11 protein-coding genes are annotated in these 13,354 nt (G+C 63.2%); 7 read left to right on the plus strand and 4 right to left on the minus strand.

What is annotated here, in order from left to right:
- Nucleotides 1–61 precede the first annotated feature (61 nt).
- The 6 genes from AC1DXU_RS19005 (at nt 62) to AC1DXU_RS19030 (ending at nt 4,684) form a co-directional block, all read left to right on the plus strand.
- Complete coding sequence (locus AC1DXU_RS19005; protein ID WP_477311229.1) at nt 62–823, plus strand: N-acyl amino acid synthase FeeM domain-containing protein; 762 nt, start codon at nt 62–64, stop codon at nt 821–823.
- 114 nt (nt 824–937) lie between these two features.
- Nucleotides 938–1,087, plus strand: coding sequence for a DUF3096 domain-containing protein (locus tag AC1DXU_RS19010; RefSeq protein WP_080680904.1), 150 nt, complete (start codon nt 938–940; stop codon nt 1,085–1,087).
- A gap of 181 nt (nt 1,088–1,268) precedes the next feature.
- Nucleotides 1,269–1,493 (plus strand): aa3-type cytochrome c oxidase subunit IV, encoded by a 225-nt coding sequence (locus tag AC1DXU_RS19015; protein ID WP_477371444.1) that lies wholly within the window; start codon nt 1,269–1,271, stop codon nt 1,491–1,493.
- An 84-nt stretch (nt 1,494–1,577) separates the two neighbouring features.
- On the plus strand, nt 1,578–2,846 hold the full coding sequence (locus AC1DXU_RS19020; RefSeq protein ID WP_477371446.1) for a Re/Si-specific NAD(P)(+) transhydrogenase subunit alpha: 1,269 nt from the start codon (nt 1,578–1,580) through the stop codon (nt 2,844–2,846).
- Nucleotides 2,846–3,271: an NAD(P) transhydrogenase subunit alpha part 2 gene (locus AC1DXU_RS19025; protein ID WP_477371448.1), complete on the plus strand. Its 426-nt coding sequence runs from the start codon at nt 2,846–2,848 to the stop codon at nt 3,269–3,271. Before AC1DXU_RS19020 ends, AC1DXU_RS19025 begins: the two co-directional genes overlap by 1 nt.
- Before the next feature lie 6 nt (nt 3,272–3,277).
- A complete protein-coding gene (locus AC1DXU_RS19030; protein WP_477371450.1) occupies nt 3,278–4,684 on the plus strand; it encodes an NAD(P)(+) transhydrogenase (Re/Si-specific) subunit beta in 1,407 nt (468 codons plus the stop codon).
- Between the two features lie 80 nt (nt 4,685–4,764).
- Here AC1DXU_RS19030 and AC1DXU_RS19035 read toward each other — a convergent pair whose 3' ends face one another.
- From AC1DXU_RS19035 to AC1DXU_RS19050, 4 genes are all read right to left on the minus strand, one after another.
- Complete coding sequence (locus AC1DXU_RS19035) at nt 4,765–5,667, minus strand: hypothetical protein (RefSeq protein WP_477371452.1); 903 nt, start codon at nt 5,665–5,667, stop codon at nt 4,765–4,767.
- A gap of 220 nt (nt 5,668–5,887) precedes the next feature.
- Complete coding sequence (gene gyrB / locus AC1DXU_RS19040; RefSeq protein WP_477371454.1) at nt 5,888–8,359, minus strand: DNA topoisomerase (ATP-hydrolyzing) subunit B; 2,472 nt, start codon at nt 8,357–8,359, stop codon at nt 5,888–5,890.
- 145 nt (nt 8,360–8,504) lie between these two features.
- Complete coding sequence (locus AC1DXU_RS19045) at nt 8,505–11,135, minus strand: caspase family protein (protein WP_477371456.1); 2,631 nt, start codon at nt 11,133–11,135, stop codon at nt 8,505–8,507.
- A 90-nt stretch (nt 11,136–11,225) separates the two neighbouring features.
- Nucleotides 11,226–11,795, minus strand: coding sequence for an NADPH-dependent FMN reductase (locus AC1DXU_RS19050; RefSeq protein ID WP_477371458.1), 570 nt, complete (start codon nt 11,793–11,795; stop codon nt 11,226–11,228).
- A 179-nt stretch (nt 11,796–11,974) separates the two neighbouring features.
- On the opposite strand from AC1DXU_RS19050, the gene AC1DXU_RS19055 reads away from it, so the two are divergent.
- Nucleotides 11,975–13,348, plus strand: coding sequence for a cytochrome P450 (locus AC1DXU_RS19055; RefSeq protein ID WP_477371460.1), 1,374 nt, complete (start codon nt 11,975–11,977; stop codon nt 13,346–13,348).
- Nucleotides 13,349–13,354: the final 6 nt, after the last annotated feature.

Genomic DNA, 13,354 nt, shown 5'->3' on the forward strand with positions numbered 1-13,354 from the left:
AGCTTGTGTCCCATTTCAACTCGAATAGCCTATCCGCAGGCGGAATTTTCGAGGATAGACAATGGATGCTGCAACGCAGGATGCGTCGGCTGGGGTTCACACAAGCGGCGGATCGGTGCTGAACCGCTCGATGATGCAACTGCTGGAGCATGTCGAGTACCGTCTCATTACCGGGGGCGAGGATCTGGAGGCAATCTACCGTCTTCGCTATCAATCCTACTTTCGCTCGGGCATGTCCGGCCCGATCGCCAGCGGGATGTTCGAGGACCGCTGGGACAATCTGCCCAATTCCTACCGGTTCGGCGTCTATTTCGATGGCCATTTGGTCAGCACGCTGCGCATTCACTACATCTCTCGCGAACACCCGTATTCGCCCTCCGTCGATGCCTATCCGGAAATATTGGCCGAGCGGCTTGCCCGCGGCGAGACCTTCATCGACGGAACCCGGTTCGCAACCGACCCCGACAGCGCACCAGCACCTGGAGTGTTGCCGTTCCTGACACTCAGGCTTGGCATGGTGGCCTCCAGCTACTTTGGCCAGACCGCGGTGCTTACGCCGGTCAAGATCGAGCATTCCGCTTTTTATGCCCGCATCTTTCATGCCAAGCAGAGAACCGAGGCCAAGGTATTCCCGGGCGTTCTTGCCCCGATCGCCTTGTTCGAAATCCCCTGCGGCGAAAATCTGCGGCTGACACTCGAACGCTTCCCGTTCTTCAGGTCGACGCCGCTGGAGCAGAGGATGATGTTTGCCAATCCGGCCATCAACCGACTGCAGCCCCTGTCCATTCTGCCAACAGCGAAATATTACCGCGACGCCGCCTGAGGCGTCGATTCTTGCGAAGCGCCTGGAGCTTTCGGACCGGATCCGCGTCCTGATGACGGCGGCGCGTTGACGCTCCGCGTCTTCACTTCGACGGATTTGTCAAAGGAACCCGACATGCACATCTCCCAGCTCGCGCTCACCCCGCTGATTTCGCTCATCGCCGGCGTGCTCATCCTGGTGATGCCGCGGCTGCTCAACTACATCGTCGCGCTCTACCTCATCGTCGTCGGCTTGCTCGGGCTGTTCCCGCACCTCGCCGGCTGAGGCGCCGCGCGCTCAAGGATACGCTTCCCCACGGCCCTAGGCGCGCCAGCCAGCCATGCCTCATGGTCGGCTTTCAATTTTCATTTGAGGCTGTTGTCTCCGGCGATGCGGCAATAGCGCCATTGCCCTCGGCCCGGCTTTTCGCTATGTGCCTCAAAGATGTCTTCGAAGGGGAATTCCTATGGCTGATCATACGCCGACCGGTCCTGTCGAACTGGGCGCGAAGATGGACTATGCCGAGCACGACCGCACCTATGCGGGCTTCATCACGCTCGCCAAATACGGCTCGCTGTTTTGCGGCGCCCTGCTCCTGGCGATGGCTTTTGGCTTCTTTGCGGGCGGCTTCTTCTCGGGGACCATCCTGTTCGCCGTGATCCTGGCCGTCGGCGCCTTTATTCTCCGATAGACTTTTCAGACCCTTTGCCGGGGAGGTCGCCGGCTATCCGGACGACGTCTTGCGGAAACAGGTTCCAGCCGAAAGGATCATGCGGTGGGACAGACGGTTTTCATCCCTCGTGAGCTCGACGCCAACGAGCCGCGCGTTGCGGCATCGCCCGATACGGTGAAGCGGCTGACGGCGCTGGGTCTCGACGTGGTTGTCGAAACCGGTGCCGGCACGCGGTCGCGCATCCCCGACGAGGAGTTCGCCAAGGCGGGCGCCACAATCGGCAAGGCCGGCGACGTCGCCAAGGCCGATGTGGTGCTGAAAGTGCGCCGGCCGGGCGAAGCGGAGCTCAAGGGCTACAAATCAGGCGCCACCGTCATTGCCATCATGGATCCCTATGGCAACGATGCCGCCGTTGCGGCATTGGCCAAAGCCGGGGTCACGGCGTTTTCGATGGAGTTCATGCCGCGCATCACCCGCGCCCAGTCGATGGACGTCCTGTCCTCGCAGGCCAATCTCGCCGGCTACCAGGCGGTGATCGACGGCGCTTCGGAATATGACCGGGCGTTGCCGATGATGATGACCGCGGCCGGCACCGTGCCGGCGGCAAAAGTCTTCATCATGGGTGTCGGCGTTGCCGGCCTGCAGGCCATCGCCACGGCAAGGCGGCTTGGCGCGGTCGTCACCGCCACCGACGTTCGCCCCGCCGCCAAGGAACAGGTCGCTTCGCTCGGCGCAAAGTTCCTCGCCGTCGAGGACGAGGAGTTCAAGGCGGCCGAGACGGCCGGCGGCTATGCCAAGGAGATGTCGAAGGAATACCAGGCCAAGCAGGCTGCACTCACCGCCGAGCACATCGCCAAGCAGGACATCGTCATCACCACGGCGCTGATCCCTGGCCGTCCGGCGCCAAAGCTGGTTTCGGCGGCCATGGTCGCCTCGATGAAGCCGGGTTCGGTGCTCGTCGATCTCGCGGTCGAGCGCGGCGGCAATGTCGAGGGCGCGGTTCCAGGTCAGGTCGTGACCACCGCCAACAACGTCAAGATCGTTGGCCATCTCAACGTGCCCGGCCGCGTCGCCGCATCCGCCTCGCTGCTATACGCCCGCAACCTGTTCGCCTTCGTCGAAACGCTGGTCGACAAGACCACCAGGACGCTTGCCATCAACCGCGACGACGATCTGGTCAAGGCAACCATGCTGACCGACGGCGGCAAGGTCGTGCATCCGGCTTTTGCCAAAGCGGCGGAACAGCCTCATGTCGAGCCGGCAGCAATCCCGGCCAAGACCATGGTTGCCGACGCCGCGCCGAAGAAAGCAGCGCCCAAGAAATCGGCCGCCGCCAAGTCGCCCGCTGCCAAGCCGAAGGGGATCGCGTGATGGATCAGACCTTGCAGAAAGCCCTCGACCAGCTCGATCAGGCGTCCGCCGCCGTCCGGCTTGCGGTGCAGAACATGGCCAATGCTCCCGGCGGCGCCGATGCAGCAGGTGACGCCGCGCACGCACTGTCCGGCGGCGCCATCGATCCCTTTGTCTTCCGCTTCGCCATCTTCATCCTGGCGATCTTCGTCGGCTACTATGTCGTCTGGTCGGTGACCCCGGCGCTGCACACGCCGCTGATGGCCGTCACCAACGCCATTTCCTCTGTCATCGTCGTCGGCGCGCTGCTTGCCGTCGGCATTGCCGCCTCCGGTATTGCCGCCGGTTTCGGCTTCGTCGCGCTGATGCTGGTTTCGGTCAACATCTTCGGCGGCTTCCTCGTCACCCAGCGCATGCTGGCCATGTACAAGAAGAAGGACAAGTAGAGCGCCATGAACGCCAACTTCGCGTCCTTCCTCTATCTGGTCTCCGGCGTCCTGTTCATCATGGCGCTGCGCGGCCTGTCGCATCCGACCACCAGCCGCCAGGGCAATCTCTACGGCATGATCGGCATGGGCATCGCCATTGCCACTACGCTGGCACTGGCGGCCCCGTCTGTCCCGTCGGCCGGCCGCTACTGGCTGATCGTGCTGGGCCTTGCCATCGGCGGCTCGGTCGGTGCGGTCACCGCACGGCGCATCGCCATGACCTCGATGCCGCAGTTGGTTGCCGCCTTCCACTCGCTGGTCGGCCTTGCCGCGGTCATGGTGGCGGCTGCTGCCATCTATGCGCCTGAAAGCTTCGGCATCGGCACCGTTGCCGACATCCATGCCCAGGCGCTGATCGAAATGAGCCTTGGCGTGGCCATCGGCGCCATCACCTTCACCGGCTCGGTCATCGCCTTCCTCAAGCTCGACGGCCGCATGTCGGGCAAGCCGATCATGATCGGTGGCCGCCACTTCATCAACGCTGCGCTTGGCATCGCGTTGATTGTGTTGATCATCCTCTTGGTCACCACCGAGTCCAAGCTGGTGTTCTGGCTGATCGTCGCGGCCTCGCTTCTCCTCGGCGTCCTCTTGATCATCCCGATCGGCGGCGCCGACATGCCGGTGGTCGTCTCGATGCTGAATTCCTATTCGGGTTGGGCAGCGGCCGCGCTCGGCTTCACGCTTGGCAATCTGGCGCTGATCATCACCGGTGCATTGGTCGGCTCATCCGGTGCGATCCTGTCCTACATCATGTGCAAGGGCATGAACCGAAGCTTCATCTCGGTCATCCTCGGCGGCTTTGGTGGCGAGACGGCGGCAGTTGCCGACGACGGCATCGAGCGCACGGTCAAGCAGGGGTCGGCAGACGATGCCGCCTATCTGATGATGAACGCGCAGAAGGTCATCATCGTGCCCGGCTACGGCATGGCGGTCGCCCAGGCGCAGCACGCGCTGCGCGAAATGGCCGACAAGCTCAAGGCCAACGGCGTCGACGTCAAATACGCCATCCACCCCGTGGCTGGCCGCATGCCCGGCCACATGAACGTGCTGCTCGCCGAAGCCAACGTGCCTTACGACGAAGTGTTCGAGCTCGAGGACATCAACTCGGAATTCGCGCAGGCCGACGTCGCCTATGTCATCGGCGCCAACGACGTCACCAACCCGTCCGCGCGCGACGACAAGTCGTCGCCGATCTATGGCATGCCGATCCTCGATGTCGACAAGGCCCGCACCTGCCTGTTCGTCAAGCGCTCGCTCGGCTCCGGCTATGCCGGCATCGACAACACGCTGTTCTACAAGGACGGCACCATGATGCTGCTCGGCGACGCCAAGAAGATGACGGAAGAAATCGTCAAGGCCATGGATCACTGAGCCGTTTTCGGCCAGCCAACTCTTTGAAACAAAAAAGCCCGGCTTGAAGCCGGGCTTTTCTTTGCGGGATGAGTGCCCGCTCAGCGATTGGTCAGCAGGATCGCTTCCTCGTCGTCGCGCTGCCTGCCGCCGAGGGCGGCCGCGGCACTGGCGATGAAGGCACCGATGACCAGCGACAAGGCGCCAAGCAGGGCAAAGGTGGCGCTGCCTTTCCTGGCGGTGTCGGCGGCCTGTTTTGCCTTGACCTTGGCGTCCTCAATCTTGGCAACCATCGCATCGACACGCGCCTTGGCGCCGGCTTCCGAAAGACCCGTGCGGGCAGCCACCAGCTGCGTCAGATAGGTCTTGTCATCGGCCGAGATTTCGCCTGCGGCAGTGCTGGCGATCAGGATGCGGGAAGCCTGCGCCGCGGCGTCGCCGTCCGGATTGGCAGCTGCGAGCTTGCTTGCATCGGCCGGACGAAACAGCGAATCCACGAGATAGGATGTCGTATTGTCGGTCGATGCCCCATTTGCAGCCCCTGCTGAAGCGCCCATGGCGGCACCCGATGCGACCGTGGACACGGCTTGCACACCGGTTCCAACTGCCGCCGACAGCGCCGAGCCGAGCACGCCGACCACGAGCAGCGTCGCCAGTGCCCAGGCCAGGAAGCCATGCGCGGTGTCGCGAAAATAGACCTCATCCGTGTGGATGCCGACCCATTTGGTGCGCAGGCGACCGGCGAGATATCCGCCGACCCCTGAGGAAAGCCACTGCACGATGACCAGCCAGATCGCGGTGGAAACCGCGAAGGTGGTGACCGAGGCGCCAGAGCCGGACCACGGCGAAACCATGCTGAGCCCGAGCCCCGAGCCGAGCAGCATCAGGATGAAGGTCAGCGTCGAAGCCGCAAAGGCGCCGGCGATGATCGGCCCCCAGCTGACGGCGGTTGAAGAGGATTCGGTGGAAGCGGAAACGTCGACAGCCGATAGGGTGGACTGCATTAAGGCCCCCTATCGCACGAAAAGCATGATAAGAATGATGATTGGAATCGGAATCCCGAGCAACCAGAGCAAGATACCACGTCCCATGAAGACCTCCTGTGAGAAATTGTGATCGATGTTGTCACAATGTCTTGGAAGGGCTTCTGTTCCCGCCGGCGCTCAATGATTTTGTTGCGTTGGATCAGGCATTGGCGCGGTGAGCCGCGCCAATGCTTCGATATCAGATATCCAGATTGGCGACCGACAGCGCGTTTTCCTGAATGAACTCGCGTCGCGGCTCGACTTCGTCGCCCATCAGCCGCGAGAACAGGCTGTCGGCGTCGGTCGCGTCATTGACCTTGACCTGCAGCAGCGAGCGCACATTCGGGTCGAGCGTGGTTTCCCACAGCTGCTCGGCATTCATTTCGCCAAGACCCTTGTAGCGCTGCATGGTCAGGCCTTTGCGGCCGGTGGCAAACACCGCGTTGAGCAGCGCCAGCGGCCCCGAGATGGGTTCCGAGACATCCTTGCGGCGCAGCACCGGTGGCTCGCCATAGACCTCGGTGAGGCGCGGCGCATAGCGGTCGAGCTGACGCGCGTCGGCCGAATTGATGAGGCCGAGATCAAGATGCGCGAATTCCTTGACGCTGCGCACCGTGCGCTCGAACACATAGCCACCGGTTCCCTCATTCGAGGTCGACATGCGGCCGGTCCAGCCGCGCTCGGTGTCCTCGGCGATGATGTCGAGACGCTTGGCAACACGCTCGGCCATGGCGTTGGCCCGGCCGAGATCGGTGAACACATCCGGGTTGAGGCCACCGGCGATCGCAGCCTGCTCGACCACGCCCCTGTTGTAGCGCGTGTGCAGCCCGTTGATCAGCTGGCGCACCGCCAGCGCATCGTCGATGGCGCTGCGCAGATCCTGTCCGGTGCGCACTTCGCCCGAACCGAGCGAAAGCGATGCTTCCTCCAGCCCCGAACCGATCAGGAACTCCTCGAAGGCGCTCTCGTCCTTGATGTATTGCGAGCTCTTGCCGCGCGTCACTTTGTAAAGCGGCGGCTGGGCGATGTAGAGATGGCCGCGCTCGATCAGTTCCGGCATCTGCCGGAAGAAGAAGGTGAGCAGCAAGGTGCGGATGTGGGCGCCGTCGACGTCGGCGTCGGTCATCAGGATGATCTTGTGATAGCGCAATTTGTCGGCGTTGAACTCATCCTTGCCGATCGAGGTGCCGAGCGCGGTGATCAGCGTGCCGATCATCTCGGAGCCGAGCATGCGGTCGAAACGCGCGCGTTCGACATTGAGGATCTTGCCGCGCAGCGGCAGAATGGCCTGGTTCTGGCGCGAACGGCCACCCTTGGCCGAGCCGCCGGCCGAGTCACCCTCGACGATGAAGATTTCGGACTTCGCCGGATCGCGTTCCTGGCAATCGGCCAGCTTGCCGGGCAGCGAGGTGACGCCGAGCGAGCTCTTGCGGGTGATGTCGCGCGCCTTGCGCGCGGCTTCGCGCGCCGCGGCCGCCTGGATGACCTTGTCGATCACCACCTTGCCTTCGCTGGGGTGCTCCTCGAGCCAGGTGCCGAGCGCCTCGTTGACGAGACCTTCCACCACAGGACGGACCTCGGACGAAACCAGCTTGTCCTTGGTCTGCGAGGAGAATTTCGGGTCGGGCACCTTGACCGACAGCACCGCCGTCAGCCCTTCACGGCAATCGTCGCCGATCAGCGCCACCTTTTCCTTCTTGGTCAGGCCGGAGGATTCGCCATAGCCGGTGATCTGGCGCGTCAGCGCGCCACGGAAACCGGCGAGGTGCGTGCCGCCGTCGCGCTGCGGGATGTTGTTGGTGAAGGCCAGCACGTTTTCGTGGTAGCTGTCGTTCCACCACATCGCCACTTCGACGGTGATGCCGTCGCGCTCGGCCTTGATGGCGATCGGCTTGTCGATCAGCGGTTTCTTGACCCGGTCGAGATATTTGACGAACTCTTCCAGACCGCCATCATAGTGCAATTCATGGCGCACGATGTCGGCATGGCGGGCATCGGTCAACACGATGCGCACGCCGGAATTCAGGAAGGCCAGCTCGCGCAGCCGGTGCTCCAGCGTGCCGAAATCGAACTCGACCATGGTGAAGGTTTCGGACGACGGAAAGAAGGTGATCTCTGAGCCGCTGCGGCCCTCATAGGTGCCTGGCTGCCTGTCCTGCTCGTAGCTGCCGGTGGCCTTCAACGGCGCATCGGCATTGCCGTGGGTGAAGCTCATCTCGAAAATCTGGCCGTTGCGGCGGATTTTCAGCTTCAGCCAGGCCGACAGCGCGTTGACCACGGAAACGCCGACGCCGTGCAGGCCGCCCGACACCTTGTAGGAGTTCTGGTCGAATTTGCCGCCGGCATGCAGCTGCGTCATGATCACTTCGGCCGCGGAAATGCCTTCGCCGGTGTGGATATCGGTCGGAATGCCGCGGCCATTGTCGATAACCGTCACCGAACCGTCGGGGTTGAGGGTCACGGTGACGAGGTCGGCATGGCCGGCCAGCGCCTCGTCGATGGCGTTGTCGACCACCTCATAGACCATGTGATGCAGGCCGGAGCCGTCGTCGGTATCGCCGATATACATGCCCGGCCGCTTTCGGACGGCATCCAACCCCTTCAAAACCTTGATGGAATCGGCGCCGTATTCGGCTTCGGCGCCGTTGGTGTTCTCGGTCTGGTCGCTCATGAAAACCTGTTGTCTAGATGCCGCTTGTACAGCGCGAAAAATCGGCCCCGAATCGCGCCTCTGATATCGATTAGATATAGGCGCGAAAGGCGGTTTTTCCAAGGTTTGCGGGCATTTCCGCACTGAATCCCGGGCCGGCAGCCGGCTATTTTTTTGGGGTTCCGGATTTGGCGAGAAGGTTGCGCAGATATTTGATCATGAATTTGTCTCTGGGCGCCAGCCGCCCCGTCCGGTCGAGCTCCAGCGTCAGGTTCAGTGCCTTGGTCAGCGCCGCCTTCGGATCCTTCGCCACATAGGCATAAGCGATGTAGGCGCGTGCCAGATCAGTTTGCCAGATCGCATTGTTGGGATCGGACTGGGCCAGTTTCTTGGCGATGGCGAGGCTGGCTTCGAAGGCCGTCTTGGAACCCTCGAAGTGACGCCGGTCGGTCTCCAGGTAACCGATCTTCTGCAGGGTGATCGCCAAGTCGCGTTGCCAGTCGGAATTGGCCGGGTCCAGCTTGGCCAGCCGGTCTGCTATGGCAAGACTTTCCTGATAGTTCTGCAATGCGCCGGTGACGTCACCCCGGACATCCAGCACGCCCGCAACCCGGTCGAGACAGACCGACAGCCCGCGCTGCCAGTCGGTGTTGCCGGGATCGGTGGCGGCAAGATCACGCGCTATGGCCAGCGCCTGCTGGTAGGACTCCAGTGCGGGCTGCCAATCCTTCTGATCGCTGTACGCATTGCCGATCTTGGCGTAGCTGATCGACAGGTCGCGCTTCAAGTCGGTATCGTTAGGGTCGCGGCGCACCAGCCCTTCGGCGATCGCCCGGCTCTTGTTGAAGGCCGCGAGCGCACCGGCGGCGTCGCCGCGCACGCGCAGCACGTCGCCGATCCTGTCGTGGCTGACGGAGACAGCGCGCTGACGCTCAGGGTCATCGGGTTTGTTCTCGGCCAGCGCCAGCCGAATTCTCAGGCTCTCTTCAAAGGCCGTCTCAGCGTCATCCAGTTGGCCGGCGGTGCGGGCAAGGTCGCCGATTTCGTCATAGGTTATGGTCAGGTCGCGCAGCAGTGAGGCGCGGCCCGGCTCTGCATCGGCCAATCGCTGCTTGATCGCCAGGCTTTGTTGATAGGCCTGGCCGGCTGCGCCTACATCGCCTTGCGTCGCCAGCACGTTGCCGATCTGATCATTGGCCATGGCCAGATCGCCGAGCCAGTCTTTCTTGTCCGGCGCGCTTGCGGTCAGGTCCTGCAGCATGGCCCTGGCCGCCTCATAATGTTCCAGGGAGGTCGGCAGGTCGCCTTGCGCCATCTTTATGTTGGCGAGCTTGATATGGCTGATGGCGAGATCGCGCTTGACGCTGGGATCGGTTTCCTGACGCGATCGCTGCTCGAGGTTGGCCAACAGTACCGTAAAGGCGCGGCTGGCCGCCTCGACATTGCCGACCGTCGTATAGAGAATACCGAGTTCCTCCAGCGTGCGGCTCTGGCGGTCGGCCTGTTCCAGGCTGAGAGAGGTCTGCCCGGCCTCGCCATACAGCGCCAGCACGGACTCGTAGTCCTTGATAGCGGTGGCGTAGTCGAGATTGGCGCGGGCCGCGCCACCGGACAGAAACCGCGTGGCTGCCTCGGAAAGAGTCCGGTTGACGAAATTGGCCTTCAATGCCTGGCGCGATTCATTGTCGGTATCGGCTGCCTTGGCAAGGATCACGCGAGCGCCGTCGAAGGCGCCAAGCGACAACTGCTCCTCCGCCTGCCGGCGCAGTTCGGTCACCTTCGGGTCATCGGCAGCGAGCGTCTTCATCTCCGCGCGCACCTTGACGAAGGCGTCAGCGGCCTCGCGCAGCTTGGCGTCCAGGCTTTCGCCGGAGAGGTGGCCGGTGTCGGAACTGATCAGCGCACCGTAGAGCGGCGCCAGCGGCATGTCGGCGTCGCTGGCAATCTGCTCGACCTGGCCACGCATCTCCGGCGTCACATCGGCCATAGCCAGCAGCAGCCGTTCGCGTTCCGGCAGCTGTTCTCTGGCTTTGGAAGCGAAGAACAGCTGCGGCAGGCCGCTCTCGACATAGGGCAATTGCTTGCCGCGCGTCAGGTCGTAAACCTCCTGCTGCACCAGCGTCAGCACCGAGCGGATTTCGAGCCCGTCAGTGCCGAGATACTTGGTCAGCGCGGCCGTGAAGGGCGAATTCGCGCCGCTGCCATCGGCGGCCGTCTCGCCGGGCGCCGCCGAAAAGGCGAACAGGATGTTTTCCGCCTTGCCGATGCGGCCGAGCCCCGGCTTGACCTTCTCAGTGACATCCTTGGCCAGCGAAGTCGCGCCACGGCCTTCGCCACTGGCGCCTGCGAACGGATCGCTGCGGCAGGCGTCGAGCACGATCAACCCCACCTTGGCCGTGGCGGCCACGGCGTCGCGCACCTCCTCCAGTGGCAGGCTGGTCTTTTCCAATGCGTCCAGCGAGGAAGCGTCCGCATCGATGGGCAAGAGTCGGTTGTCGCCGGAGATTTCGACGCCATGGCCGGAGAAATACACCAGCGCCACGTCGGCGCCTTTGCCGTCCTCGCGGAAATCGTCGAGCGCGCGGCGCATGCGCCTGAGGTCGCGATTGGTTTCGAGAACGACCTCGAAGCCAAGCTTCTTCAGCGCCGCTTCCATCGTCTCGCCGTCATGGACGGGATTGGCGAGCGGCCGGATCAGCCGGTAGTCGTCATCGGCGATGACCAGCGCAACGCGCCGCTCCGCCACAGCAGTGGCGGTCGCCGACAAGATCAGCAGCAAGGCAAACAGCAAGCGCAAGTCGAACCGCCCCCGGCTCGTTCATTTGCGCGAACATTCCATCTCTTTATGGCGTGAGCAAGCCAAGCCTTTGGCAGAAAATTGGCTCATTCAGGCAGCCCGCATCGGCTTCAGCGCCTCGCTCCAGCGCAACAGCTCGTCCAGCATGGCTTTGGCTCCGCCAACCACCTGTTCGCTGGCGTTGAAAACACCGTTCTCGTCGAGCAGTTTTTGGTACATCGGCAGCGTTACGCCCTCGGGGATCGGCATCACCCCGACGGAGGTCAGCAGCGGCTTTAACGCCTGCGCCGCGCGCAGGCCGCCGGAAACGCCGCCATAGCTGAAGATGGCGGCCGGCTTGTAGCGCCATTCCCTGAGCAGATAATCGATCGCGTTGACGATCGCCGGAGCGACGAAATAGTTATATTCCGGCGCCACGAAGACAAAGGCGTCGGCGGCGTCGATTGCCTTCGACCAAGCCTTCGTATGGTCCTTCTCGTACTTGCCGAGTTTTGGATGATGCGGCTCGTCGAGGACAGGCAGGTGGAACGCGGCGATGTCGGTCAGGACCGGCTCGAATTTTCCGTGTTGGCGCGCAAAACCCTCCAGCCATTCCGCGAAAACCGGCCCGGCGCGGCCTGGCCGCGTGCTGCCGATGATGATGTTCAACCGGTGCTTCATGGGTAGCTCCTGCGGTAGCGGCATCTGTTGGTGGCCGCCACCTAAGCCATGCCGCTGGCGCCAACAAGAAGGCACCTCGCGGTAACCGGGTCACATCTAGGAGAGCAGAGGCCTTGCTGTTCGGTCACATGGACGCCTGCTTTGCGGCCCACTACATTAGGTGATCAGCGGAGCACAGCATGGACAGTCAGCCCGCCCCCTTCGTCCCGCCCGCACCGAAGCCGCGCACGACGCCGCCTTCGACGCTGGAGATGATCCGCATCGTCTATCGCAACCCGCTCGAACTGTGGGGCGAGCATACCTACAACGAGCCCTGGATTTCGGCCAATGGCGTTGGCGGACATCTGATCGTCGCCAACGATCCAGGCCTGATCCGCCACGTGCTGGTCGACAATGCGAAAAACTACAAGATGGCGACGGTGCGCCAGAAAATCCTGCGGCCGATCCTGCGCGATGGCCTGCTGACCGCCGAGGGCGAGGTGTGGAAGCGCTCGCGCAAGGCGATGGCGCCGGTGTTCACGCCGCGCCATATCTTTGGCTTCGCCGCGCCAATGCTGAAACGAACGCAGGAGTTCGTCACCCGCTACGAGGGCGGTGCCACCTCGGACATTGCCCATGACATGACACTACTTACCTACGATATCCTGGCCGAGACCCTGTTTTCCGGCGAGATATCAGGCGAGCCGGGCAGTTTCGCCAACGAGATCGACCGCCTGTTCGAGACCATGGGCCGCGTCGATCCGCTCGACCTGTTGCGGGCGCCCGACTGGCTGCCGCGCCTGACCCGCATCCGTGGCCGCAAGACCATGGCCTATTTCCGCAAGATCGTCACCGACACTGTCAAGCTGCGCGAAGCGAAGTTCAAGCGTGATCCCGACGCGGTGCCGCAGGATTTCCTGACGCTTCTGCTCAAGGCCGAAGGGCCGGACGGGCTGACCCGGGCCGAGGTCGAGGACAACATCATCACCTTCATCGGCGCCGGTCACGAGACCACCGCCCGCGCACTCGGCTGGACGCTCTATTGTCTCGCGGAGTCACCGTGGGAGCGCGACAGGGTCGAGCGCGAGATCGACCAGGTGCTGGCACGCGAGCCCGATCCGACGAAATGGCTCGATGCCATGCCTTTCACCCGCGCTGCCTTCGATGAGGCGCTCAGGCTCTATCCGCCGGCGCCGTCGATCAACCGCGAGCCGATCGAGCCGGAGACATGGAACGAGCTCTACATCCCGAAGCACGCTGCCGTGCTGGTGATGCCCTGGGTCGTCCACCGCCATCGCAAGCTTTGGGACCGGCCCGACGCCTTCATGCCGGAGCGGTTCCACCCGGGAAACCGTGAAAAGATCGACCGCTTCCAATATCTGCCGTTCGGCGCCGGGCCTCGCGTCTGCATCGGCGCCAGCTTTGCCATGCAGGAGGCGATCATCGCGCTGGCCATCATGCTGTCGCGCTTCCGCTTCGACAGCACGGCCGACACCAAGCCGTGGCCGGTGCAGAAACTGACGACGCAGCCGCAGGGTGGTTTGCCGATGCAGGTCACGCCCCGCCAGGCGTGACACACC

The sequence above is a fragment of the Mesorhizobium sp. P3_A10 genome (assembly GCF_056403175.1).

Coding starts and splice junctions, on each gene's coding strand:
- gyrB (WP_477371454.1), bottom strand. CDS start 8,359: ATGAGCGACCAGACCGAGAACACCAACGGCGCCGAAGCCGAATACGGC.
- AC1DXU_RS19025 (WP_477371448.1), top strand. CDS start 2,846: ATGGATCAGACCTTGCAGAAAGCCCTCGACCAGCTCGATCAGGCGTCC.
- AC1DXU_RS19055 (WP_477371460.1), top strand. CDS start 11,975: ATGGACAGTCAGCCCGCCCCCTTCGTCCCGCCCGCACCGAAGCCGCGC.
- AC1DXU_RS19005 (WP_477311229.1), top strand. CDS start 62: ATGGATGCTGCAACGCAGGATGCGTCGGCTGGGGTTCACACAAGCGGC.
- AC1DXU_RS19030 (WP_477371450.1), top strand. CDS start 3,278: ATGAACGCCAACTTCGCGTCCTTCCTCTATCTGGTCTCCGGCGTCCTG.
- AC1DXU_RS19015 (WP_477371444.1), top strand. CDS start 1,269: ATGGCTGATCATACGCCGACCGGTCCTGTCGAACTGGGCGCGAAGATG.
- AC1DXU_RS19010 (WP_080680904.1), top strand. CDS start 938: ATGCACATCTCCCAGCTCGCGCTCACCCCGCTGATTTCGCTCATCGCC.
- AC1DXU_RS19035 (WP_477371452.1), bottom strand. CDS start 5,667: ATGCAGTCCACCCTATCGGCTGTCGACGTTTCCGCTTCCACCGAATCC.
- AC1DXU_RS19050 (WP_477371458.1), bottom strand. CDS start 11,795: ATGAAGCACCGGTTGAACATCATCATCGGCAGCACGCGGCCAGGCCGC.